This is a genomic window from Paenibacillus sp. JCM 9796 (assembly GCF_055379675.1).
Window position 1 is genome coordinate 1,818,203 of the sequence record NZ_AP043723.1, and the last position, 24,579, is coordinate 1,842,781.

The 24,579-nt window shown below is 55.0% G+C and carries 18 protein-coding genes and 1 riboswitch; of the genes, 4 read left to right on the forward strand and 14 right to left on the reverse strand.

All coding sequences use genetic code 11. The features are described 5' to 3' along the window. Position 1: 1 nt before the first annotated feature. From ACZ439_RS08825 to ACZ439_RS08845, 5 genes are all read right to left on the reverse strand, one after another. Positions 2-1,654: an ABC transporter ATP-binding protein gene (locus ACZ439_RS08825; protein WP_330164505.1), complete on the reverse strand. Its 1,653-nt coding sequence runs from the start codon at positions 1,652-1,654 to the stop codon at positions 2-4. Continuing rightward, positions 1,627-2,514 carry an energy-coupling factor transporter transmembrane component T family protein gene (locus tag ACZ439_RS08830; RefSeq protein ID WP_127607847.1) on the reverse strand — a complete coding sequence of 296 codons (888 nt, stop codon included), beginning with the start codon at positions 2,512-2,514 and terminating at the stop codon, positions 1,627-1,629. The genes ACZ439_RS08825 and ACZ439_RS08830 overlap by 28 nt, the downstream gene beginning before the upstream one ends. Continuing rightward, on the reverse strand, positions 2,511-3,221 hold the full coding sequence (locus ACZ439_RS08835; protein ID WP_464620897.1) for a DUF4430 domain-containing protein: 711 nt from the start codon (positions 3,219-3,221) through the stop codon (positions 2,511-2,513). The genes ACZ439_RS08830 and ACZ439_RS08835 overlap by 4 nt, the downstream gene beginning before the upstream one ends. Before the next feature lie 70 nt (positions 3,222-3,291). After that, a complete protein-coding gene (locus ACZ439_RS08840; protein WP_464620898.1) occupies positions 3,292-7,839 on the reverse strand; it encodes an S-layer homology domain-containing protein in 4,548 nt (1,515 codons plus the stop codon). A 152-nt stretch (positions 7,840-7,991) separates the two neighbouring features. Next, a riboswitch (cobalamin riboswitch) is annotated at positions 7,992-8,211 on the reverse strand. 130 nt (positions 8,212-8,341) lie between these two features. Continuing rightward, positions 8,342-9,958, reverse strand: coding sequence for a methyl-accepting chemotaxis protein (locus tag ACZ439_RS08845; RefSeq protein WP_054798037.1), 1,617 nt, complete (start codon positions 9,956-9,958; stop codon positions 8,342-8,344). Positions 9,959-10,452: 494 nt separating this feature from the next. Here ACZ439_RS08845 and ACZ439_RS08850 point away from each other — a divergent pair, with 494 nt between their 5' ends. Genes ACZ439_RS08850 through ACZ439_RS08860 form a run of 3 tightly spaced genes read left to right on the forward strand, consistent with a single transcriptional unit; the run spans position 10,453 to position 13,097 of the window. Continuing rightward, positions 10,453-11,514, forward strand: coding sequence for an ABC transporter substrate-binding protein (locus ACZ439_RS08850; RefSeq protein WP_127610044.1), 1,062 nt, complete (start codon positions 10,453-10,455; stop codon positions 11,512-11,514). 7 nt (positions 11,515-11,521) lie between these two features. Then, the gene (locus ACZ439_RS08855) at positions 11,522-12,301 is read left to right on the forward strand and encodes an ABC transporter ATP-binding protein (RefSeq protein ID WP_127610046.1); all 780 of its coding nucleotides are present in this window, start codon (positions 11,522-11,524) and stop codon (positions 12,299-12,301) included. Positions 12,302-12,305: 4 nt separating this feature from the next. After that, on the forward strand, positions 12,306-13,097 hold the full coding sequence (locus ACZ439_RS08860; protein ID WP_127610048.1) for an ABC transporter permease: 792 nt from the start codon (positions 12,306-12,308) through the stop codon (positions 13,095-13,097). 81 nt (positions 13,098-13,178) lie between these two features. Here ACZ439_RS08860 and ACZ439_RS08865 read toward each other — a convergent pair whose 3' ends face one another. Further along, positions 13,179-13,640, reverse strand: a complete 462-nt coding sequence (locus tag ACZ439_RS08865) for a DinB family protein (protein ID WP_054798036.1) — start codon at positions 13,638-13,640, stop codon at positions 13,179-13,181. 183 nt (positions 13,641-13,823) lie between these two features. Here ACZ439_RS08865 and ACZ439_RS08870 point away from each other — a divergent pair, with 183 nt between their 5' ends. Then, positions 13,824-14,903, forward strand: a complete 1,080-nt coding sequence (locus tag ACZ439_RS08870) for a lactonase family protein (protein WP_054798035.1) — start codon at positions 13,824-13,826, stop codon at positions 14,901-14,903. Positions 14,904-15,010: 107 nt separating this feature from the next. Here ACZ439_RS08870 and ACZ439_RS08875 read toward each other — a convergent pair whose 3' ends face one another. The 8 genes from ACZ439_RS08875 to htpG form a co-directional block, all read right to left on the reverse strand. Further along, a complete protein-coding gene (locus ACZ439_RS08875) occupies positions 15,011-15,889 on the reverse strand; it encodes a MetQ/NlpA family ABC transporter substrate-binding protein (RefSeq protein WP_464620899.1) in 879 nt (292 codons plus the stop codon). 12 nt (positions 15,890-15,901) lie between these two features. Next, the gene (locus tag ACZ439_RS08880) at positions 15,902-16,564 is read right to left on the reverse strand and encodes a methionine ABC transporter permease (RefSeq protein ID WP_127610054.1); all 663 of its coding nucleotides are present in this window, start codon (positions 16,562-16,564) and stop codon (positions 15,902-15,904) included. Next, complete coding sequence (locus ACZ439_RS08885; protein WP_127610056.1) at positions 16,557-17,324, reverse strand: methionine ABC transporter ATP-binding protein; 768 nt, start codon at positions 17,322-17,324, stop codon at positions 16,557-16,559. The genes ACZ439_RS08880 and ACZ439_RS08885 overlap by 8 nt, the downstream gene beginning before the upstream one ends. Next, positions 17,321-18,388 (reverse strand): LLM class flavin-dependent oxidoreductase, encoded by a 1,068-nt coding sequence (locus ACZ439_RS08890; protein ID WP_230876029.1) that lies wholly within the window; start codon positions 18,386-18,388, stop codon positions 17,321-17,323. Before ACZ439_RS08890 ends, ACZ439_RS08885 begins: the two co-directional genes overlap by 4 nt. Next, positions 18,385-19,851: a 4-hydroxyphenylacetate 3-hydroxylase family protein gene (locus ACZ439_RS08895; RefSeq protein ID WP_464620900.1), complete on the reverse strand. Its 1,467-nt coding sequence runs from the start codon at positions 19,849-19,851 to the stop codon at positions 18,385-18,387. The genes ACZ439_RS08890 and ACZ439_RS08895 overlap by 4 nt, the downstream gene beginning before the upstream one ends. Then, positions 19,805-21,310: a 4-hydroxyphenylacetate 3-hydroxylase family protein gene (locus ACZ439_RS08900; RefSeq protein ID WP_464620901.1), complete on the reverse strand. Its 1,506-nt coding sequence runs from the start codon at positions 21,308-21,310 to the stop codon at positions 19,805-19,807. Before ACZ439_RS08900 ends, ACZ439_RS08895 begins: the two co-directional genes overlap by 47 nt. Before the next feature lie 17 nt (positions 21,311-21,327). Next, positions 21,328-22,398: an LLM class flavin-dependent oxidoreductase gene (locus ACZ439_RS08905; RefSeq protein WP_054800242.1), complete on the reverse strand. Its 1,071-nt coding sequence runs from the start codon at positions 22,396-22,398 to the stop codon at positions 21,328-21,330. 277 nt (positions 22,399-22,675) lie between these two features. Further along, complete coding sequence (gene htpG, locus ACZ439_RS08910; protein ID WP_464620902.1) at positions 22,676-24,556, reverse strand: molecular chaperone HtpG; 1,881 nt, start codon at positions 24,554-24,556, stop codon at positions 22,676-22,678. Between the last annotated feature and the right edge of the window lie 23 nt (positions 24,557-24,579).

The following is a 24,579-nucleotide window of genomic DNA, read 5'->3' on the forward strand; positions in this document are numbered from 1 at the left end:
GTCAAACCTCCCTCAGCAGCTGGCACATCGCCGTCGTATAGTACAAGTTATCGCGAAAAAACAACGATGGCGCTTCATCGGCCGCGAGCATCCCGTCAAACATCATCGCACACCGGGTCGCGTATTCCGCGGCAAATTCCACGTCGTGCGTAACCATGACCACGGTTTTGCCCAGCTGCTGCAGCTCCCGGAGCCGCTCTCCCCAGCGGCGCTTGGCCGCGGGATCGAGCCCTTTGGTCGGCTCGTCGAGCAGCAGGAGATCGGGGCCTGACAGCAGCACCGCGGCGAGCGCCGCAAGCTGACGTTCCCCTTCGCTTAGATCGTAGGGGTGCCGCTCCAGCACGCGTCCCAGTCCCAGCCTGTTGACGATGTCCGCGGTGTCTTCGGCTGAGCCGGTCCCCCTGTGTACCGCACGGGCCGCCGCCTGCCGAAGCTCCAGCTCCACCGTGTCCTCGATAAAATACGTTAGCGGATTTTGATCGAGAAATCCGATCCGCGCGGCGCGTTCATGGGGCTTCCATTTGCCCAGGTCTTTCCCTTGAAAAAAGAGCTTTCCCTTTTGCGGCTTCAGCATACCGGCCATGGCCTTCAGCAGCGTCGTTTTGCCGGAACCGTTCGCGCCCAGAATCGCCAGCACCTCGCCGGCATACACGCGAAGCGAAGCATGCTTCAGCACCGGCGCGGCATCCCTGGGGCCGTATTGCAGGTACAGCTCCCTGCATTCCAGCAAAACCGGCCCCTCCGGCCGCGTCGTTTGCGCCGCACGGCCCGACGCCGAATCCGCGGCAGCCGACTGCCGGGCAGCCCCGAAGCCAGGCAGGCGACGCAGCTGCTGCCGGCCTTCTTTGACCGTCAGCGGCACCGCCTCGTGCGGGCTGTCGGTCTCTTGCACTTGCAGAAACAGACTCGGAATCGGCGGGACAAAATCCTTCCATCTCTCATCCTCGTCCGTCCAGAGCGCCCCGACCGCTTCACGCGGTGTTCCCGTGTGCCGGATCGCGCCGTTCTCCATCGCGATCACCCGATCCACGACAGGCAGCAGCTCTTCGTAACGGTGCTCGGCGACGATGATCGTCAAGCCAAGATCCTGGTTGATCCTGTGCAGCAGTTGGATCAGCTCCCGTGCGGCCAGCGGATCGAGCTGCGCCGTCGGCTCGTCGAGCAGCAGCAGCTGCGGCTGCAGAGCCAGAACGGAAGCAAGCTGCACGAGCTGCTTCTGCCCGCCTGACAGCTCAAAGACATGCTTGCCCAGCAGCGCATCCAGTCCGAAATAATGGGACAGCTCCGCCGCCCGCCTCCGCATCAGATCGGACGGAAACCCGACATTTTCCATCGTGAACACGAGCTCCGACAGCACCCGGTCCGTCACCGTCTGATTCTCCGGGCTCTGCTGCACCATGCCGATATTTCTCGATATATACCGGTCGTCATACGACGAGAGAGGCTTGCCTTGAAACAGCAGCTCCCCGCTTCTCGCGCCGAAGGGCGCCAGCTCCTTTTTGATATGGCGGAGCAGTGTCGTTTTGCCGCAGCCGGAAGTCCCGCACAGAAGCACAAACTCACCGGGCTCCACCGCAAGGTTGACCCGGTCGAGAACCGCGCGCTCGCCCGCAGGATAATGAAAGCTCAAATCTTGGATTTCCAGGATCGCCACACCCACACCTCCCTCGTTTCCATGATGACCGGCACCGCCGCGAACAGCGCAAAGCACCCGTACGACAACGTCTCCCAGCCCTGCAGCGTTACAGGTTCAAGCGACGGAAAAATCCGGTAAGTCCCATAACCAAGAAGCCGGAACACGACACAGCCTGTAAACAAACCGAGCAGCAGCCCGAACAAGCCCCAATCCCGGGGCCGCATTCTAAATTCCTCATACCGTCCGCGGGGGCCGGAGCCGTACCCCTTCGCTTTCATCGCATCGGCCGTCTGCAGCGCTTCCTCGAGACAGAGCGCCAGCAAAATTTGCAGCAGCTTCATGCCGTCCGTCATCCGTATCCGCAGGCTGCCATGACCGGGGTCGATCCCCTTCATCTGCTGAACCGACGAAATGCCGGCCAGCCGATGCTTCAGCAGCGGAACAAAGCGCATCGCCATGACGATGAGCAGCGCAATTTTCGGAAACAGCGACCCGAACAAATACAAAAACCTGGCGGGCGTGATCACCGCATTATACGAAATGAACAGGACCAGCAGCACCAGCAGGTTGACGGTGGCAAACAAGCCGTACGCGAGCGATTCCAGCGTAACCGGCTGATCCCACGCATAAAACAGGATATGACTCCCCCGATGGGAAAACAACGGATTGATCAACGCATACAGCAGACTAATGGGAAGAAAAAAGGTAAGCATACTTAGCAAAGTACGAAGCTCCCGATTCAAGACAACCAGCACGACCAGAAGGAGCAAGAGGGTCGCGATATAAACCGGATGGGTCACGATCATGCCGAGAACCATAGCGCCTATAAAATAGAAGAAGCATGGAAACGGGTGAAAGGACCGGAAGCCGCTGTTCATTTCGGCTTCGCTCCCACGTCTTCGCCCAGATCAAGCGTGTACAGCCATTCGATCTTGTCGCCTGCCTTTACCTTATAGGCGCCGGCGCCTTCGCCGGGCGCGCTGCCGTTCACCTTGTAGACCCAACCGCTTTTGGGGCCCTCGTCAAATTCATATAAGTTATCGATGCCTTGCACATATGCGTAAGCTCCCTTGCCCTGAAATTCCATCTGAATCTTATGTTGTTTGGTTGCCTGCTTGAGCGCGTCCATCACCGTCATTCCTTCCTCATAAGGCACGGAGCCTTCCTTCAGAAGGACGCCGCGCTTCGAGTCCCCGGTTATGGTGACGGTTAGCGCGTTATGCACCGGCGCTGCCGCAGCAACAGGGGCCGGCGGCGTTTGCTCAGCCGGCGGCGCGGCCGCAGCGGCGGGCGGCTGGGCGGCGTCTGCATCAGACGGCGCGGCCTGGCCCGCGGACGGGCCTGCTTCCGGCGGCTTCGCAGCCTCCGGCTTGGCGGCATCCGGCTCGGCCTGCCCGGACGCCGGCGGCTCCGGCGGCTTAACCGCCGCTTCCGCAGGCCGGGCTGCTTCTTGCGAAGCAGCGTTGTCCGCGGCCGCCCCTTGCGCAGGGGGCTGCGAGGCGGCGCCGGCAGAAGGCTGCGCTTGCGGCCCACAGCCGGAGAGAGCGGTCATCACGGCAATTCCCAGCAGAAATAATCGATACATCTAGGATCCTCCTGACATGAAAAGGAAAGAAAGAGCCCCTTGCGAACAGGGCTCTTTTCATCCTCACCGATTACGGCTTTTTTGTCAATTCATAGGCTCTTACCGCTACGACCGCAGCCATCTCGCGTGTTGCCGAATCCAGCGGCAGGAACCGTCCCGCTTCGTCGCCTTCCATCAGCCCTTGCTCGCGCACGGCTTGAATGAATGGTACGGCATCCGGGTACGATTCGCTCATATCGATAAATCCGGCGGAATCGGCGCCTGTGGCTTGCAATTGCAGCGCTCTTGCCAGCATGATAGCCATCTCCTGACGTGAAATGGCGGCATCCGGAGCAAACCGATCCGCGCTTACGCCCTGCACGATGCCCTTCGCCACCGCTTTGGTCACATAGCCTGCGTACCAGGCATCCGGAGCGACATCTGCGAAATCCGTCGTTGCTTCGGCCAGAGGCGCTTCGCCCATCATCCGCAGCAGCATTGCGGTAAATTGTACGCGGGTCACTTTTTGTTTAGGTTCGAAAACGGGTACCGATCCGCCCGTCCCCTCCATGATCCGGTAAATAGACGCCTTCTGTACGAACGGCAGCGCCCAGGAGGCAATGTCCGTCTGGTCGGCGTAGACCGGGGCGGCAGGCACCTGCCGATCAAGATTCACATAGGCTTGGTACGCTCCCAGCGCCATTAACGCCTGCTCCGTAGCCATGACCTCCGCTTCCCCTCCGCGTTCATGAGGGAAACCGCCGTTACTCAGCTGCAGCCCGAGCAAGCAGGCCAGCATGCTCTGCTTGCCGGACTTGAAATACGGGCTGTTCACCGGGTCGGTTCCGCTTACCGAGAGACCCCAAATCACTTGCGCTGTACTTTCCGCATTCTCCACACCGTTCAGGGCAAAGCCGCCGTCCGGGGACTGCACGGAGCCCAGCCATTTAACCGCCCTCTCCATGGCGGCTTTCACATCCGTCCGCTCTTGGTAAGGGGTAAGGGCAGCCAGCGCCGCAGCCGTTAAGTCGGGATTTCCCTGCTCGCCCTTCACAAGCGGCCAGCTGCCGTCCGCATTCTGCACGTCGAGGATCCACTGCGCCAGCTTCCCGGTCGTCCATTTCGCATCGGCCGGAATGCGATAAGCGCCTCCGTTCAAAGCCAGCAGCGCATAAATCGGGCCGTTGCTTCCCTGTACTTCCATCCGCTCGTTATTATAAATACGCTCGATCAGATTGAAGCCGCCTATCGATTCCGGATTGCCGCCTGCCGCCTGTACGCTTAGCGCCAATCTTTCATAGTCGGTGACGTTCCGGAACTCGCCGTTCTTCTCCTTCAGCTTGGCGGAAGCCAAAGCGAGGTAATCGTTTGGAACGGCCACGCCGGCTCTGCTCAGCGCATAGGCCGACCAGTCGCTCAGCTCCACGCCGCCCTTCAGCCATTGGGCCGCCCGTTCGATGGAAGGTCCGACGTCTATGCCCGCAGCCGGCGCCACTTTGGACTTGTCGATAACCGCGAATTTCGTAAAATGGTTCACCCATCCGGTAACCGTTCCCGTCTCGGCATCGATGACGGCCGGAATCGGAATCCATTGCTCCGTCTGCTCATCCAGCCACACCAGCGCCAACTGATCCAGACTTACCGAGGCAACCGGCGTTTTAATCGAAATTTGTACCGGTGTATCAAAGGACTGACCCTGCGGGCCGAACTCATACATCGAGGAAACGAGCTCGTTCCGCCCGGCCGAAGCCGAAGGAAGCTCGCTGACCGTCAGCTTCGTCGTTTCCTTAAGCGCACCGGCCGGAACCTGGAGCTGAACCTCCGCTTTGGCGTCGGCAATGACGGTTTCGGTATCGGCAGCTGCCGCTTTTTGCACGTTCACCGTATTGGCCGCCAAGTCCTTCTTGAGCGTATCGGCGGCATTCGCCGTCATTTTCTTGTCTGCGTTCAAGACAATGGCCGGCTTCGCGATCTCATGGATCGGCTTCCGGTTGTTATACGGCATCTCCAGCTTCTGAACCACATCGGCAGCCGCCGGGACGGTCGGCGCCACCGGTACCCCGACAGCGCCCGTTCCTCCGGTACCCGCGCCGGCATTCAAATCCTTGCCGCCGTCCAGCGTATAACGCCACGCCACCGTATCGCCCGGCTTCAAGGACGTGGAATCCGCCCCTGTGCTCAGGTAGGTGCCGTTGACCGCGTACATCCAGCCGCTTAGCGGCCCCCGGTCGAATTCCCGCAGTCCGTCAATGCCTTGGACGTAAGCCGTCGAGCCCGAGCCGGACGATTGAACGCGGCCTGCGCCCAGGGCCCGGATCAGAATGGAATAAGGCGTGTCGCCGCTCTGCAAGGAAACCGAGGTCGAAGGCAGGATCGTCCCCATGCTGCTGTCCCCGGTTACGGACACATATACGACAGGATTGACGACAGGACCCGTTCCTCCGTCTGTTCCGCCCCCGGTTCTCGGTTGAATCGTCACCGGTTGCGAGGTATGTACCACTTTCGGCGCCTCACCGGTCACATAGCCCGATATATCGAGGGTATAGGTTCCTGCAGGCAATCCGGCGAATGTGGCGATGCCTTCACTGCTTGTTGTGGCGGTCAAGCTTCCGATCTTCACTTGAATGCCGGCTGCGGGAGAAGCCGGCTTATTGTCCGCGAGCGTCTTCTTCACCGTAACGGTGAACGATTCGTTAGCCTTAGGCTGTGCAGGATTCAAGGCAATCGAATCGACCAAATACGTCGACGAGTTCCACTCCGCGTCGAATCCGCTAATATAAACGACCGCCCGGTCCCCCGGCTGCAGCGTATATTGATCCGCGCCGACCATTCCCGGATTCCACTTGCCTTGGCGGTAGATCGCATAGAGCCAAGCCCCGGCATCAGCGCCGACGGATTGGATGTACGTTCCGAAGCTGGCGTGTTCAAGCTCGTAAGGAACCTGGTTGGCATCTAGAAGCCGCACAACGCTTTCCAGCAAATTCGGAGAACTCGCCTTCCCTTCGGCATAAGTGCCCGAAGCTCCTTCAATTTGAATCGCCGCCGTTCCGACCTGAATCGTCTTGGAATCCTTGACGATCTTCGGCGCAAGCCCGTCTTGATAGCCTGTTACAACCGCTTGATAGGTGCCGCCGGGCAAGCCGGACGGGAACAACGCGTATCCGTTTGCGTCCGTCTCCACCTTACGTCCGCCCAATTCTACATAAACGCTGGCGGCAACCGTGACGACCTCGTCCCTTGTAACGTCATAATCCCATACCGACCGATAGACCTGAACCGTTACTGCCTGGCCTTCAACCGGCATCGCCGGCTCCACCTTAATCGAATCCACCAATGCGGTACTTATGCCTGTATAGTACAAATAAATGTCATCGCCGTTACGCAGGGAGTAGTCAGCCATGCCCAGGTTATTCGTGCGGGCATAATCCCAGGAGCCCTGGCGTTTGACATTGTACCCCCACCAGGTGCTGTAGTCGCTTTTACCGGAAATTCCGTTGATCGTATGAATGAAATGGCCGTCGCTCTCTTGAAAAGGAACCCCCTGCGCATGCAGCACTTGAGCCACAGCCTCATAGGCAGTCCCCACTATGGCGGAGCCTTCGGCGATCGTACCGGCGGGGCCTTCCACATGAACCGTCACGCGAGCTGCGGCAGGCGCTCCGCCCCCTGTGGTCAGGATCGCCTCATACGATCCGCTGTCACCGTTGACAGCCGTATGGAAGGCCGCCAGCGCCACAAGCGATTGCACCGTGGCCCATCCGTCGGAAGAACCGCCGGCCACATGGGCAAATCCGCCGTCGCCTTGCCGGTAACCGAATAAATAGGTAAGCGGGTTGCCGTTCGCCTTCGCGAAGCCTGAACTGCGCGCGTCGAGTCCGGCAGCGGACAACGCGAGAATGACCTGTGCGGTGCTTTCCGCATTTTCCCCATACTCCGAAAATCCGCCGTTCGCTAATTGCTGCGAGGACAGCCATTGAATGCCGCGGTCCATCGCCGGCCGGACACCGGTGTGCGCGGTATGAGCGGCCAGGGCGTTCACAGCAGACGCTGTAATGTCGATGCTGCTCGGCCCTCCGGCCCCAAGCGGCCATCCGCCGTCCGCATTTTGCTGCGCGAGCAGCCATGCCACGATTTTATCGGGATTCCACTTCGCGGTTAACGGAATGTGATAAGCATCGCCGCTCAAGGCCAGCAGCGCATAAATCGCGCCGTTCGTTCCCTGGGCAGTCAGCACATCGCTGTTATAAATGCCCTCAATAAGGTTGTACGAACTCGACCCGGCCGCGATCTGCTCGGGGTTTCCTCCGGCCGACTTTACGCCTAACGCAATCCGGGCATAGTCCGTTACCTTGCTGTAACGTCCGCCGTTCTGCTGAAGCTGCTCGCGGACGGATGATAAATATGAGGCCGGCACCTGCTTCCCGGCTGCAGCCAGCGCATAAGCATCCCAATCGGAAAGCGCGCCTCCATTCGCATCCAGGATGTAGCCGGCCGCATCGTCTATAGCCTGAGGAACCGTGACAAGCCCTCTCCCCGCTCCATCCGCATACGCAGGCGCCAGCCCGCCAAGCATGGATATGAGCAAGCACCAGCTTAGCAGGACCATGCTTATCTTGTTGATCCATCTGTTACTCTTCATCTGTTGTCCTATTCCCCTCTCTTGAAACTGACCTTCCTTAAACTAAAAAAGCACCCCTTCTCTATGAAGGGATGCCGATACGCATGAACCTGCAGGCAATATTACGTTCCTGACGGATTGCCGTTCCCCCTTCTCCTAATTTCGCGTAGGCGACGGTGTTCTCGGGTTAGACAGATATCCTGACTTGCGGATCGAAGCCGGACTTCCGTCATCCCAACCGCCCCCCCTAAACCAACTGAAGGACAGTGACATCATGGAAGCCGCTCCCCGCTTACAGTGGCGCGACCGTGCCGGATTCTCACCGGACTTCCCTGTTCGCCGAACGCCGGCATGGCTAGCCTCCCGTTCGACATCTACCCGAGCAAATGATTCAATTATGTACAAAGAATAACACGATCCCCAAGCATCGTCCAACTATTTCTTGCGGGCCAACCGCCCGCGGTCCTGACGCGGGGCCTCATCCCGCCGTACGCTTCGATCCACTCGCTTACAGCGGGCGGCTTCAGGATTCCATCACAAACCGGCCGGTAATTTTCTGCAGATTTCCGGAAATGCTTTTGAGCAAATCCGCTTGCTGCGCAATAAGCTCGGTAGCCAAGTGATGCCGTTCTCCGCTGCTCGCCATCGCTTGGGCGGACGCAGTGAACTGTTGAGAAATATCCCGAATCGCCTGCATGCTGCTTTCCATCGAATGAAGCCCAAGCTGAATTTCACGCATCTCCGCAGAATGCGCGGACGCTTGCTCCGCAGTCAGGCGGCACTTGTCGGCCACAAGGCGAATCATATCGCTCAATTGGCCAATCCTTCGGATTCCCCGTTCTACGGCAAGCCGTTCCGCTTTCACCGCATCCGCGGCTTCTTTCGATTTCAGCGCCATATTGTGCGTCAGCCCGATCGCGCGTTCCGCTACCTCATTGGATGTAACGGCAAGCTTCCTCACTTCGCCGGCAACGACCCCGAATCCTCTGCCTTCTTCGCCGGCCCTCGCAGCCTCAATCGCGGCGTTCAGCGCGAGCAGGTTCGTCTGTTCGGCAATTTCACGCATGTACAAGATGAACTCTCTCATTTCTTGCAATTGCCGCTCCAGCTCTTCCATCGAGCTCACGCTCCGCTTGCTCGTTTCCTGCAGGTCATTCATGTCATTGCGCAATTCCAGCGTCTTCTCCAGCCCGGCATGCGACGATGTCCGGGCCTCCTCGGATATCTTGCCCGAAAGCTCCATGTCTTGACCGGCCCGGCTGACTCTGTCGTGAATCTGCTGCATCCGGCTGCCGTTAAGTTCGATGAGCTGCAGCTGGTCATTCGCTCCCGCGCTCACTTCCTGCATGCTCGCTACCAGCTGCTCAGCCGAAGACAGCAGCTGCCGAATTTCGTCGGCCTGCTCGGACCCGATCTTATTCACGGTGGAGGAAGCCTCCTTCATGTCGGACAAGATCGCTCTCATCCCTATCACAATTTTGTTGATCTCAAACGAAACTTGTCCGAGCTCATTGCGCCTGGAGCCTGCCGAAGCGGGCATCAGCTTGCCGGAAGAAATGGCTTTCATGCGGCCCATCCAGCTCTTCAAGCTTTGAAGTACCGTTCGATGAAAATACAAGCCCGTCCCGGCGAACGCCGCCAGCACAAGAAGGCCCGCCCCGGCGCGTTCCCCCCACGAATCGGCCAGCCCGAGGCCGCCTAAAGCGATCAGCAAGGGAATACTGTAAACGGTGTACCAGGTTGCCTGAAAAGATAAGGATTGCACGATCACACCCAGCCGCAAATTATAAGGCGAAGCTCCCGCCCCCGGAATGTTCACAGGAGTCGAAACATCCAATATAACCTCACCGGTGTTACGGTGATAAATTTGAGCTAACGGCTTGTCCGTTTGCGCAGCCGCCAAGCCAACGACATCGTTGAAGACCGTCCCCTCGCGCAGCCGGTTTGTGTGCAGAACGGATAGTCCGTGATGCTCGACAACCAGGAAGTATTCATCATTTTGAAGCAACTGGTCCAATAATACCCGAATATCCTCTGACCGTTCAGACCATGCGTGTCCTTCCAAGAGCTTGCCGATCTCTACAGCGGCGGATTGCACTTTGGCTATTGCGCGGTTTTCCAGTTGTTTAGGTATGTTCATGTCGAAAGCCCCCTTAGAATTAATGTAAGCGCTTTAATAAAACTTTACATGGATTTGATCTCTCTGTGATAGCTCTGTGCGTGAAGTGTTAAATTAAAAGCATGAAATGTTAAAAACCAGCAGTGAACGGCTTGTCTTCCGGGCTCGCTTACATGCTGCACCCGGCATGATCTTTCGAAAGAAAAAGAGGCCCGTCCTGACTCCTTTCACCCTACAATTGGAATAATAAGGTGTCCCCGGTTCATGCTCAGCTGCACGAAGGGCATAGCGTTATTTTTCATGTGGCCAATTTCCCTTATCTCAAGCTAGTTTTCATCACTTCCGTATTAAATTGAGTTATGGTGCGGGTATTCGTGTACACTATGCTTCCAAGACCTGTTCAAATCCAATATTATGACAAACTGTTGAAGGAATTATTTTACAGAAGGATTCCTTCTCCGAAGTGTCGAATCATGTAAATTTCGCAGTTTAAATCGCATTCAGGAGGGTACAAAATGAAAAAGAACTTCGCACTGCTACTTGCGGCCATGCTGGTCATGGTTGCGGTTCTAGGGGCTTGCGGCAAAAAAGAAGAAGCTCCCCAGGCGGCGGGCTCCGCACCAAAGGCGGAAGTCAAACCCGTCAAACTGGAGATCGGGATGCTGAAACTTACCAGCTCCGCTCCACTGTTTATCGCCATGGAAAAAGGCTTCTTCAAAGAAGAAGGAATCGAAGCGAGTCCACGGTGGTTTGAAGCGGCCCAGCCGATCGCCGTTGCTACCGCATCGGGAAGCGTGGACGTGGGCGCTACGGGAATTACCGCAAGTCTTTACAATATGATCGCCGGGGGCCAGAAGCTGCTCATCGTCGCGGATAAAGGAAGAGAGCAGAAAGGCTATTCCTCTTCCGCTTTACTGGTACACAAAGATTCTCCGGTAGCTTCCATCCAGGATTTGAAGGGCAAAAAGATCGGTATTACCCAAACCGGCTCTACGTTCCATTACATGGCCGGCCGTCTGCTGGAAAAGTACGGCCTGACACTGGCCGACGTAGAACTCGTGCCGCTCGGCAAAGTGAGCGCGATGATGGAAACACTGAAGAGCAAACAGGTGGACGCCGTGCTCCTCAACGAGCCTAATATTACAGCCGTTGTGAAGGAAGGCTATGGGAAAGTCATTGCGCAGGTGGGCGACGAAATCGAATACCAGACGTCCGGTCTCTTCTTCTCGCAGAAATTCGCGGACAATCGTGACGCAGCCGTTCGCTTCATGAAGGCGTACGTCAAAGCGTCCCGCTACTACTACGATGCGGTGCTCGTGCAAAAGGACGGCAAACCTCAACCGGGCGCTAACTATGACGAAGTCATCAGCATCATTGCCAAATACACCGATCAGCCTGCCGACAACATCAAGCTCGGTCTGCCTTACATGGACCGTGACGGAAAGCTCTTGGCCGAAGACATCAAAACTCAGGTCGAGTGGTACTTGAAAACTAAAATGATCGAACAAGCGGTGGACTACAAAACCATCGTCAATACGGAATTGCTTGACGAAGCATTGAAAACCGTAGGAAAGTGAGGACAGCATGAGAGTCGTCGTCGACGGAGTCACCAAAACGTTTCGGGACAAAAAAGGGCGGGACGTCACCGCCCTCAGCCAGATCGACTTCGCCATCGACCGGGAGGAATTCGTCGTCCTGGTCGGCCCTAGCGGCTGCGGGAAGTCAACGTTGCTGAACATCGTGGGGGGACTGCTGTCCCCCACCGATGGAAGCGTTTATTTCGAAGGACTGTCCGCGGAGCAGAACGATCCGCGTCTTGGGATCGTGTTTCAGGAGATTGCTCTGTTCCCCTGGCGTACGGTGTTCGAGAATGTGGTGTACGGCCTGGAAGAAATGGGGCTGGGCAAAAGCGAGCTGAAGGAAAAGGGCCAGTACTACCTCGACATGGTAGGGCTGACCGGCTTCGAGCAGGCCTATCCTAAGCAGCTCTCCGGCGGTATGAGGCAGCGCGCAGGCATTGCGAGGGCGCTTGCCATCGAACCGGATCTGCTGCTCATGGACGAGCCGTTCTCCGCTTTGGATGCGCAGACCCGCACCCTGATGCAGGAGGAGCTGCTCACCATCTGGAACCGCACGAGACTGAGCACGCTGTACGTCACCCATAATATCCAGGAAGCCGTTTATCTGGCCGACCGCGTGATCGTGCTTTCCCGTCATCCCGGACGAATCAAGGAAATCATTCGAATCGACATGCCGAAAACAGGCCGGGACGATGAGCAATACCGGATTCAATTCGACGATTACGTCAAACAAATTTGGAACCTGATCCGGCATGACGCCCAGGACGCGCTGAAGGAGGGTTAGTCAAGTGGGAGAAACGAGAAAACATATTAAAAACCGGGTGGCGTTTCTGGAGCAGAAGGTTCCCGGCTACGCCTCCGTGGCCGGGATTGCCGCGCTGCTCATAATTTGGGAAATTGTTTGCCGGTTGGAATGGGTCTCCCCTTTGTTCCTGCCTTCACCGACGGGAATCGTTGCGGCGGGCTGGGAACTGCTGACTCAAGGCGATTTGCTGCAAAACACGGGCGCCAGCCTGTACCGTATCGTGCTCGGCTACTTGCTTGGCGCGTCCATCGGCATTGTGATCGGACTGCTGCTCGGCTTTTCCCGCTGGGCGGAGGCGATGGGAACCCCCATCCTGTTCTCCCTGTATCCGATCCCGAAGATCGCCCTTCTGCCGCTGATCGTACTTTGGCTCGGCATCGGCGAGCTGCCGAAGGTGACCATTATCGCGCTCGGCGTCTTCTTCCCCGTCGTCATCAACACATTCTCGGGTGTGAAGAATGTCGATCCGATCCTGATTAAAGCGGCGGTCAGCTTCGGCTCCAACCATATGAACGTGATCCGCAAGGTCATTCTTCCCGGCGCGCTGCCGGTCATTTTTGCCGGGCTCAAGCTGGCGGCCGGCACGTCCCTGCTGCTGCTCGTCGCCGCGGAAATGATTGCGGCCAAGCAGGGCATCGGCTCGATGATCCTGCACTACGGCAACCTGATGATTACGACCAAGCTCATGGTCGGCGTCGTGGTGTTATCGCTGCTCGGCCTCCTGTTCAACCGCAGCCTGCAGTGGCTGGAGAACAAGCTGCTGCCTTGGAAGTAGCCTGCCGCAAAAACTTGCGTGCGGCAAACAAAAGCCCGATGGAATGTACGTGACATTCCATCGGGCTTTTTGTACGGTCCGCTACGACTGAGCGGCTACCGCTTTCTTCAGAGCCATGATGTAACCGGCATGGGTCGCCTCGTGGCCGATACTGAACATCAGCACTTCATCCAGGCGGGTGAACTCCTTAAAAGCTACCGTAAGCTTGTCATTCAGCCGCCCTTGAAGGCGCTGACGGTGCCGTTCGGGCTGTTCCTCCAGAAGTTGGCGCAAGGCCGCAAGATCCGGCGGCGAGGTTTGCCAGTCGGCCGGCTTCGTGCCGTTGACGAACAAGCTCGTCAGCTCCTCCGGCAGCTCAAGCGGTTCTCCGAGCAAGCGGAAAGCGAGCCGTTCTTGGGTCGTCAGAATATGCCCCAAATGCCAGCGGATGTTGTTGTTGAATCCGTTCGGCACCACATCCGCCGTCTTTTCCGATAATTCGGCCACAACCGCCAGCGTGCGGCTCCGGTTAAGGGCAAGCTGACTGAAGACGATTGAATCCATGCGATCGATCCCTCCCAGGATGAAGATGAATGAAGCCCCGCGTGTAACTTCATTCCATTATACCAGATGAAACGATTATCCGGTAATAATAGTACGGTCAACAGCCGCTGGAGCTCATTTGCCAGCCGCATGCGGATTTGCGATAATGCGTATATGACAGAATGAACCGGAGGGTGAGTTTCGATGGAGAAGAAGAAGAAGGTCCTCGCTTTCATCGGGTCCTATGCGGACTCCGCTAATCCCGGGCTATACGCCTGCAGGTTCGATACAGATACCGGAAGTCTCGAGATCGTCGATCAAGCTTCCGGGCTGCAAAACCCGACTTTTCTGGATGTGGATCAAGACCGCTTGAAGCTGTACGCCATAACCGAGGGGACGGACGCTAAGGGCCAGCGCTGCGGGGCTGCCGCCGCTTATGATATCGACCCTTCCACCGGAACGTTGTCGTTGTTAAACAAGGAGCTGACGGTGCCGTCCCCGACTTGCCATATCACCTTGGATCATACCCGCCAGTGCATCATGGTGTCGAGCTATCACGGCGGCATGATCGGTCTGTCTCCGGTGATGGAGGACGGACGGGTGGGGCCGACGTCTGACATCCATCAGCACAAAGGCGCAAGCATCCTGCCCGTACAGGACCGGCCGCGTGCGCACTCCGTCTTCGTTGACCGCTCCAACCGCTTTGCCGTCGCTTCCGACCTGGGCTTGGATCGCCTCATGATCTATAAGCTGGATGTCCCGGCCCGCCGGCTGATTCCTCACGGGGAAGTCCGGATTGCGCCCGGGTCAGGCCCGCGGCACTTTGCGTTTCATCCGCAATTGCCTTACGGGTACGTGATCAATGAGCTCAACGCAACCATCACCGGATTCTCGTATGATCAGGAGCAAGGGGCGCTGCATGAAATCCAGACCGTCTCTACGCTGCCTGACGCTTACGAAGGAGACAATGCATGCGCCGATATCCACATTTCTCCCGACGGCAAATTCCTGTATGGCTCCAACCGCGGACATGACAGCATCGCGGTTTATGCGATCGATCCGTTCACGGGGAAGCTCGCTTTAGTTGAGCATGCCTCCACGCTCGGCGGACATCCGCGCAACTTCGCGCTTTCGCCGGATGGACGGTTCTTGCTGGCGGCCAACCGGGATTCCAACAACATCGTAACGTTTACCCGGGATGCGGAAACAGGGAAGCTTCTCCCTGCCGGGCCTGTTCTGGAAGTGTCCAAGCCGGTCTGCATCAAGTTTGCTGCATGGGATTGAGACCTGTGCACGACAGGTTATCCAAGCCCTTCGCTCCTGCGGAGGGCTTTTTCTTCTTTCGGTGGTCCCGCCCCCTATAATGGGTGCGCCGGCTTCAGTAGGCTTCTTTATTTTTGGTAATCGGGTTTGACGAAGCCTTGAAACTTGGTTTCCGTCACCTGTTTAAATTCTGCCGATTTGTAGGCTTCCAGGATGTCCTTAACAAACGTTTTATCCTTGTCGGCGGCTTTGATTGCTATGAGGTTCATGTATTGATCCGGCGTTTTCTCCAAACCCAGCGCCTCGGTTAAAGATAGTCCGGAAGCTAAAGCAAAATTTCCGTTAATAAACGAATAGTCGGCATCATCCAACGACCGCGGCAGCTGGGCGGCTTCAATCGGCAGAAGCTTGATTTTCTTTATGTACTCGGCAACGTCTTTTTCGGAAACCTTGATCTGATCGTAACCATCCTTCAGCTTGATCCACCCGAATTGCTCCATCATCACTAACGCCCGCGCCTGGTTGGCCGGATCGTTCGGCAGCGCAACCTTCGAATTCTCAGTGACTTCGTCTAACGATTTATGCTTCCTGGAATAAATGCCGATAGGCGCAGTGGGCACTTTGTCCAAGTCGATCAAATCCAGCTTCCGGTCGGTAGCAAAATTTTTCAAATAGATGATATGCTGGAACACATTAGCGTCCAAGGAGCCGTCAGCCAAGGACAAATTAGGCTGAATATAGTCGTTGAACTCGACGATTTTCACTTTGTAGCCTTTCTTTTCAAGAATGGGCTGGATGCCTAGTTTAATTTGATCGCTGTAGGGACCGGCAGTTGCTCCAAAGGTGATTTCTTTCTTTTCATCTGAAGGTTTGCTTGGGCTTGATGGTTGGCTGCTGCCGCCCGTCTTCGAATCGGCCGATGGTTCCGGCGCCTTCTCTTGACCGCATGCGGCCAGCATCAGGGTGAATAATATAAGGGTTATGAGCAAGGACAAAGTTTTTTTCATAGACATGCTCTCCTATCTTTTATCTAATCGTTTGACCAGCGTATTTCCCGTAAATTGAATGATATGAACGAACACAATCAATAAAATGACTGTAAAAATCATGACGTCCGTCTGAAACCGGTAGTAACCGAACCGGATCGCCAGGTCGCCTATGCCGCCGCCGCCTACAATGCCCGCCATCGCCGTGTAGGATAAAAGACTTATTGTCGTAATCGTAATTCCCGACAGGATTCCCGAACGGGCTTCGGCCAGCACGACCTTCCACGTAATCTGAAGGGGCGTCGCGCCCATGCCCAGCGCCGCTTCAATAATTCCTTTAGGGATTTCGCGCAGCGATTGCTCCACCAATCTGGACAGATAGGCAATTGAGACGATGGATAAAGGAACGGTTGCCGCTACCGGGCCAATCGTCGTTCCGACAATCGTTCTTGTAATCGGAATAAGAGCTACAAGCAAAATGATGAACGGCAGCGATCGGATCGTATTCACCACATAATTCGTGATTCGAAACAGCGCCGGCCGCTCATAAATTTGTCCGCTGCCGGTAAAATACAGAAAAACACCAATAGGTATGCCGATCAGAACGGCAGCACTTACAGAAATGAGCAGCATAAGCCCGGTTTCTGCGATGGCATGCCCGATTTCCGGTGCTAAGGAGAACAGATTGTCAAACATACGCACCGACTCCTTTCAACACTTCAGGACGGCTTCCAAGCAGCAGCCTGGCGATTTCCGTCTTTGGCTGCTGGTCCCTTCTTCCCAAATCCAGCGTTTCAATAAGGCTTCCCTTCTCCACGACAGCGATTTTTCCGCAAACCTGCTTGACCACCTCCATGTCATGGGAGACCAGCACGATCGTCATGCCGAAACGCTTATTAATGTCGCGAATAAATTCGAGGATGCTGCCGGTCGTTTGAGGATCGAGCGCTGAAGTCGGTTCGTCGCATAATAAAACCTTGGGCTCGGTAGCCAATGCCCGCGCGATAGCCACCCTCTGCTTTTGTCCACCGCTTAGCTGGGCCGGATAGGAGGAGGCTTTATCTTCAAGCCCGACGATCTCCAGGCATTCCTTTACCCGCTTTTCGCGGTCCTTTTTGGACATGCCGGAAATTTCCAGGGGGAACGCAATATTGTCCGCTGCTGTCCGGTTTTGAAGCAAATAAAAATGCTGAAAGATCATCCCGATCCATCTTCTTGCCACGCGAAGCTCCCTCGGCGTACATTGCGACAGATTCTGGCCGTTTACAATGACCGACCCGGTAGACGGCTTCTCAAGCAAATTCATCATCCGCAAAATCGTCGATTTCCCGGCGCCGCTTTGCCCGATAATTCCGAATATTTCCCCCTCCCCCACCTCCAGAGACACGGGAACGAGAGCTGAGAAATCGCCATCTTTCGTTCGATACGTTTTACTGACCTCTTTTAATGTAATCATCGGGCATCCATCCCTTGTTTGATAAATGACGTAAGCGGCAATACGTAATCATGAAAACGAACAACTTCTTCCAGCGGAAACCGAAATGCGCTCAGCAGCATGTGAACGCCCGCGCTCTCAAGCTCCCTGATCTTTTGCGCGATCTGGCTGTAGGAGCCGACCAGCCCCGTGCGGAAGCCTTCGTTATTGGCGACAAAGTCGCTGACCGTCGAGGCATTGCCCCACATTCCTTTGGCGCCCTTCGCCTTTTCCTGAAAACCCCGAACAGCGGCATGATCGGCTTGCTCGAGGATCAACCGGTATTCTTCCTGCGCCTCCTGTTCCGTTGCTCTTGCGATGACGAACGCATTGACGGCAAATCGGACCGTTCTGCCGTAGGAGGAGGCGATTTCCCGAACCTCTCTAATCTGCTCCTTGATTTCATCCAGCGGCGCACCGTTAATGAAATACCAATCGGATAACCGGCCGGCCATACTGCGGGCCGCCGGGGAGTTGCCTCCCTGAAATATGGCGGGGTAGGGTTGTTGATAGGGGGCAGGCCGGAGTCTTCCTTCCTTGATTTTGTAATAACGGCCGTCGAAGGTAAACGCTTCTTGCTGCCAAAGCCCCTTCAAAATTTCAATATACTCTTCCGAGCGTGAATAGCGCTCCTCATGCGCAATCCAAGGTACGCCGAACATCTCCTGCTCTTCCTGAAACCAGCCGGTTACCAGGTTTACATGCCATCGGCCCGAGCTGATATGGTCAATGGTCGCCCCCATCTTGGCCAAGGTTACCGGCGGAATAAACCCCGGCAGCACGGCGCTGATGAACCGAATTTGGGTGGTAGCGGCGGCCAACGCCGCAGCCAGCGTGACCGGGTCGAGTTGACCGTTGGTAGAATCTCCCCCGCCTATACCGCCAATATAACGAACGGGCAGCAAAATTGCATGGTAGCCGAGACGGTCGGCAAGCTGGGCGAGCTTCAGGTTATAAGCGAAGCTTGCTTCCTTATCCTGCTCGATTCCGGAACGGAGAAATCCGCCGGCAATATTCGAGCCCCAGACAGAAAACTGCATACTCATCTTGCGCTCACCTCATTCAGGGGCTGGCCGATCAGCTTCCAAACCGGGTCCGTGAGCCTTGTCTGGTCATACCCCAAATACTGCGCCGCATAAGCCCGCACCGGATCGCCGGAGTAAAAAATCTCATAAAGCTCGTGGCGCGAGCCTAGAGGACTCGCAATCAAATCCCATGCCAGCTTGAACAGCCTCACGCGTTCTTTCGCAGGGCTGGACGCTCCGCGGTAATATTTTTGCAGCAGCGGACCTAGCGGACCGTCCAGCTCCGCAAGCGTGGAAGGCGTTTGCATCAAGCCGCCGGCACATATATGCTGCAAAATACCGATCGCCCGCGGATAGTAACGGCTGCCCAAATTGCGGGCGGTCGTTAGAGGCTCGATGGCCGGAAGCCATACTCCGGTATCAGCGTCCGGCTTCGCCAGTTCTTCGGAGACGGCAAGAAGCGACTTGATCGTGCTCAGCTGCACCAGCAGCTCGCCCAGCTTTTCCTGAACATGCAGATGATGCGTGACCCCGATGGTTGTTGCGACTTCATGGCCGACCGCCGTTACAAATTCCAGCTTGCTGATCAACCGGACTACCGTTTGATGCTGGCTTAAGGCGACTACGGCCGGATCCATCCTCATCTTCCAGATCGCTTCAGGATCGTTCTTGATAAAGACCCGTTCCCAAGGAACAAACACATCATCGAAAATAAGGACAGCATCCATCTCGTCATACCTGGAGCTGAGCGGGTGTTCTTCCGGTTGTTCCGAAGCGAACGGCTCCCGGCATACGAGATGAAGTCCGGGAGCGCCGGCCGAAACGGCAAACATGGACGAGTAGAGCAAGTCTTCGGACGATCTTCGATGGAACGGGTAAATGAAAATTTCATCCACATAGGGGGCGGCTGTGGCCACCATCTTGGCGCCTCTGACCCAGATGCCGTCGCTCGTCTCTTTCACGATCCGCAAGTAGGCGTCCGGGTCGGGGGAATCGGAAGGTCCCTTGGAACGGTCTATTTGCGGATCGTGAAATGCTGTGGTGGACATCCAGTCCAAGTCTCTGCTCTGTTCAAAGTAACGGGTGATTTTATCTGCAAAATGGTCCGAAGCCCCTCCCAGCCGGTTTCGGCTTGCATACCATCCGGTCAGCAGAGACCGGGAATATTCAGATATCCGGCTCATCATCCCGAAGGTCGCGTCCGACCATATCCGAAAAGCCTCATGGCGGTGCAGAATATCTTCCTTGCCGTAGGGAACGAGAAAGGCCGCGTTCACCCGTTTGCCGGTAGCCGGGCTGGTAAAGGTCAAAGCATCCCGGGTTCCCGGCTGCTCCTGCAGATCGATCAGAGAAGCGACGGTGTCCACCGTTCCCTTAAAAGCGGGATGATTCGGAACATCCGCTACATCCCTGCCATTCACCCACACCTTTCTTCCGTCATAAAGTCGTGCGCGATAGCTGCTGCCCGGCGATTGTCGATTCATCGGATTCCGCCTCCTTTCCATAATGAGTTTGCCGGAATGTCCGCATCCGACTCTCCAACTCGGATTTATCGGCGTTTACATATTGATTGGCATAAGTGCGTACCGGATCGCCCGCATAGAACCGTTCGTACAGTTCATGACGGGAGCCGAGCGGACTCCCGACCAAATCCCACGCCAGCTTGAACAAGCGCACTTTATGATCCGCATCGAGCTGTTTGCCCGCATAGTAAGTCTTCATCATGTCTCCGAGCGGTCCGTTCAGATCCTCCAGCTTGGACGGAACCTGCATGAAGCCGCCCGCCCCGATCAATTGCAGAATATCCAAAGCCCGGGGATAATACCAAGCGCCCAAATTTCTGGCTGTTTCAATCGGCCCCAGCGAAGGAAGCTCAATTCCTGCATCGGTGCGGCTGCTTTGAATTTCGGAAGCGAGCAGGAGCCCCTTGATGCTTTCCACCTGAATAACCAGCTCTCCCAGCTTTTCCTGAACATGCTGGTAGCTGTCGGCTCCGATCGATTGGGCGACTGCAACCGACACCCCTGTGACAAACTCCAGCTTCGCCAGCAGTCTAACGACGGTTTGATGGAACGCGAGCGCCCCGGCGGTCCGGTTCATGCGCAGCTTCCAGACTCCGTCGATGTCTCCCTTCAGAAAAACGCGCTCCCAAGGAACCAGCACATCGTCAAAAAACAAAACGGCGTCCATCTCATCATATTTTTCACTTAGCGGATGATCGTCGCCGCTAAGGGAGGCGAAGGATTCTCTGCATATGATGTGCAAACCGGGGAGATTAGCGGGAACAATCAGGAAATGGGCGTATTCCCGCTCGGTTTCTTTTAGCCGATAGTACGGATAAACGAGAAAATCATGGGCGTAGGGGCCGGCTGTTGCAATCATCTTGGCTCCCCGGACGACCACCCCTTCCTCCGTTTCTTTGACAATACGCAGCACGGAATCGGGATTCCGGTGCTCGCCCGCGCTTTTGGTCCGGTCGATCTGCGGGTCGAGCAGCGCAGTCGTCAGAAATAAATCCTGATCCCTCGCCTGTTCGTAATACCGCGATATTTTATCGGCGAAATGCGGATCCAGCGAAGTGAACTCGTGCCGCGCCGCATACCAGCCCGTCACCAATGAACGGGCAAATTCGGACAAGCGGCTCATCACGCCGTGGGTCTCGGTCGCCCAGTAGGAAAACGCGGCACGCCGCCTTTTCAAATCCTCCCGGTTTGCAGGCACCAAAAATGCATGATGAGCATAAGTACCGGTTTCGGCATTTCGGAACCCGATTTGCGCTTGAATTTGCTTGTCGTCCAACATGTCAAACAAATGCTTGATCGTCGTTAACGTGCCCTGGAACGACGGGTGTGCCGTCACATCGTCCAGACGCTGCCCGTCTATCCAAACGTTTCGTTCATCTCTAAGGCTTTGAATAAAGCGTTCGCCTCGTGTCAGTGTCACACCGGACTCCCCTTTCATTATGCCAAACTGACGTTGCCCACTCGTTGATTTCTGAATTGCGGCAGCAATAATTGCCCGACCCGTTCGGCTTCTTCCAAATGGGGGAACCCGGAAAGAATAAAATGCGTGACGCCGATGTCGATATACTCCTGCAAGCCTTCCCTGACCTGTTCAGGATTTCCCACGACGGCCGTACCCGCCCCTTTGCGAACGCGGCCGATGCCTGCCCATTTGTGCTTGCCGAACCGGTAATCCCCTTGCAGCAGCCGGTTCATTCTCTGCTGGGCCACCGAATCGGCCTCCCGGTAATACTCGCTCATTCTTAGCTCGACCGACGGGTCAATGTCGGAAACGAGCTTGTCGGCGGCTTCCCACGCTTCCTTCTCTGTGTCCCGGACAATAACATGAATGCGGATGCCAAACTCCAGCGTTCTTCCATACTTGCCGGCCCTTGAACGGACATCCTCGATTTGTTCGGCCACCTCCCGGGCATCTTCCCCCCACTGCAAGTAGACGTCGCCGTATCGGGCGGCCGCCTCCTTGCCCGCATCCGAAGACCCGCCAAAATAGGCAGGTATTTTGGATTGAATATTGCGGGGGACGAGCTGAGCATCCTTTAAGGAGAAATAAGGCCCCTCATAATCCGTCTTCTCTTCTTCCCAGAGCTTCCACAACACCTCCATAAAATCTTCCGTTCGTTCATATCTCTTATCATGGGGAAGGAAATCGCCGTCCTGCCCGAGCTCGCCGGGCGAGCCTCCGGTGACAATATTAATGTCAATTCTTCCGCCGCTGAACCGGTCCAGCGTTGCAGCCATTTTGGCGGAAAGCGAAGGCGCGATAAAACCCGGACGGATCGCGATTAACGGACGGATGGTAGAGGTATGATGAACGACAGCCGACCCGACCATCCAGGAATCCAGGAATGGAGTTCCTACCGGAATTAAAATCCCGTCAAACCCGGCTCTTTCCGAAGCCCTCGCCACTTCGACGATATAATTCAGGTTCGGTTCCCTCTCCGGTTTCTTCAATCCGATCCGTTCTCCGTCTCCGTTGGTCGGTGTAAACCAAGAGAAATGCAGCTTCATATAATCCCCCTCCGAGAATAAAAATGGTCCGGCACCGCAGCTTGCAAACCGAGTAAGCTATCTGCCAAATAGCAAAAAAGACACAATACGCCAACGGCCATATTGTGTCTCCAGTGATCCGGTAGACAAAATTCAGATATATTTCATCATTATTCCTATAATTATACTTTGGATTTTGTAAATTTCAAGCATTTTTTATCATTGCTGTAAAAGACAAATAACCCGTACCGGCTTGCGCCAGTATCGGGTTACTTTCGTTGCTGATTTAATTACCGTATCAAACCATGATTTTGCAAATATCATTGGTGAATTCTACGGGATCCTGAATCGGCAAGCCTTCGATCAGGAGTGCCTGATTGTATAACAGGTTGGTGTATAGATTCAGTTTCTCTTTATCTTGTTCATATGCGGCTTTTAAGGATTGAAATACCTCGTGATTGACGTTAATTTCCAAGACCTTGTCCGCTTTTACATCTTGGGCGTTAGGCATGGCCTTCAATATTTTTTCCATTTCTATCGTTAGCTCACCCTCCGTAGACAGGCATACCGGATGAGTTTTCAGTCTCTTAGACGCTTTGACATGCTTCACTTTGTCCTTCAGAATATCTTTCATATGTGCAAAGAGGTCCTTGTTATCGTTCTCTTCTGCATCGGCTTGATTTTCATTAGCTTCGGATTCAATGCCTAAGTCACCGCTCGATACCGACCTGAATTGTTTATCTTTATAGGTCATGATCATTTTGATGGCGAACTCATCGATATCATCGGTAAAGTACAGGATTTCATAGCCCTTATCGGCTACCAGCTCGGTTTGCGGGAGCTTCTCAATTCTTTCAAGCGATTCGCCGGAGGCATAGTAAATGTACTTTTGATCCTCAGGCATTCTCGATACGTATTCATCCAGGGTAACCAGCTTCTTCTCCTTGGAGGAGTAGAACATCAAGAGGTCTTGCAGCACTTCTTTATTTGCTCCGTAATCGCTGTATACCCCATATTTCAATTGTCTGCCAAACGATTTATAAAATTGCTCGTATTTCTCTCTTTCATCGTTCAACAAGCTTTGCAGTTGACTTTTGATTTTGTTCTTAATGTTCTTGGCGATCAGACTTAATTGTCTGTCATGCTGCAGCATCTCCCTCGAAATGTTCAGCGATAAATCTTCGGAATCTACCATCCCTTTGACAAAGCTGAAATAGTCAGGAAGCAAATCGGAGCATTTATTCATGATCAGCACGCCGTTGGAATAAAGCTCTAGCCCCTTCTCATATTCCTTCGTGTAATAGTCGAACGGCGGATTCTCCGGGATATAGAGGATGGCCTGGTAGACCACAGCACCGTCGGCACTAATATGGATATGCTTAAGCGGCTTATCGAAACCATACCGTTTTTCCGTATAAAAATTGTCATAATCTGCAGCTGTAAGCTCGTTCTTATTTTTTCTCCAAATCGGGACCATACTATTCACGGTTTGTTCTTCGTAATAATCCTCGAATTCATTTTCGCTGCCTTCTTTAGGTCTCCAGCCTTTCAGATCCATCTTGATGGGGTATCTGATGAAATCAGAGTATTTTTTGATAATCGCTTTGAGCCGGTACTCTTCCAGATACTCATCATATTGATCCTCTTCAGTGTTCTCTTTAATTTTCAAAATAATGTCCGTACCTACCGCGTCTTTCTCGCACGGCACAATGGTATATCCGTCCGCACCCCTGGATTCCCACTTGAAAGCCTCATCGCTGCCCAGAGCTTTGCTGATGACCGTAACGACATCGGCCACCATAAAAGCCGAATAAAATCCAACCCCAAACTGACCGATGATATTGTGCCCGTCTTTCAATTCATTTTCTTTCTTGAATGCCAGTGAGCCGCTCTTGGCAATAACCCCCAGGTTATTCTCAAGCTCCTCCTGCGTCATACCAATCCCCGTATCGGAGATGGTTAATGTTCGGTTTGCCTTATCCGCCGTTACTTTGATGTAGTAATCTTCTTTGTTAAATACCAATTGATCATCGGTTAATGCTTTGTAGTATATTTTGTCAATGGCGTCACTGGCATTCGAAATGAGCTCTCTCAAAAATATTTCTCTCTGTGTATAGATGGAATTAATCATCATTTCCAGTAATCGTTTCGATTCTGCTTTAAACTGTTTTTTGGCCACGATCAGGTCCCCTTTCCCTATAT

Coding starts and splice junctions, on each gene's coding strand:
- ACZ439_RS08885 (WP_127610056.1), bottom strand. CDS start 17,324: ATGATTACATTAAAAGAGGTCAGTAAAACGTATCGAACGAAAGATGGC.
- ACZ439_RS08895 (WP_464620900.1), bottom strand. CDS start 19,851: ATGAATCGACAATCGCCGGGCAGCAGCTATCGCGCACGACTTTATGAC.
- ACZ439_RS08830 (WP_127607847.1), bottom strand. CDS start 2,514: ATGAACAGCGGCTTCCGGTCCTTTCACCCGTTTCCATGCTTCTTCTAT.
- ACZ439_RS08875 (WP_464620899.1), bottom strand. CDS start 15,889: ATGAAAAAAACTTTGTCCTTGCTCATAACCCTTATATTATTCACCCTG.
- ACZ439_RS08870 (WP_054798035.1), top strand. CDS start 13,824: ATGGAGAAGAAGAAGAAGGTCCTCGCTTTCATCGGGTCCTATGCGGAC.
- ACZ439_RS08845 (WP_054798037.1), bottom strand. CDS start 9,958: ATGAACATACCTAAACAACTGGAAAACCGCGCAATAGCCAAAGTGCAA.
- ACZ439_RS08855 (WP_127610046.1), top strand. CDS start 11,522: ATGAGAGTCGTCGTCGACGGAGTCACCAAAACGTTTCGGGACAAAAAA.
- ACZ439_RS08865 (WP_054798036.1), bottom strand. CDS start 13,640: ATGGATTCAATCGTCTTCAGTCAGCTTGCCCTTAACCGGAGCCGCACG.
- ACZ439_RS08840 (WP_464620898.1), bottom strand. CDS start 7,839: ATGAAGAGTAACAGATGGATCAACAAGATAAGCATGGTCCTGCTAAGC.
- ACZ439_RS08905 (WP_054800242.1), bottom strand. CDS start 22,398: ATGAAGCTGCATTTCTCTTGGTTTACACCGACCAACGGAGACGGAGAA.
- ACZ439_RS08835 (WP_464620897.1), bottom strand. CDS start 3,221: ATGTATCGATTATTTCTGCTGGGAATTGCCGTGATGACCGCTCTCTCC.
- ACZ439_RS08890 (WP_230876029.1), bottom strand. CDS start 18,388: ATGAGTATGCAGTTTTCTGTCTGGGGCTCGAATATTGCCGGCGGATTT.
- ACZ439_RS08880 (WP_127610054.1), bottom strand. CDS start 16,564: ATGTTTGACAATCTGTTCTCCTTAGCACCGGAAATCGGGCATGCCATC.
- ACZ439_RS08850 (WP_127610044.1), top strand. CDS start 10,453: ATGAAAAAGAACTTCGCACTGCTACTTGCGGCCATGCTGGTCATGGTT.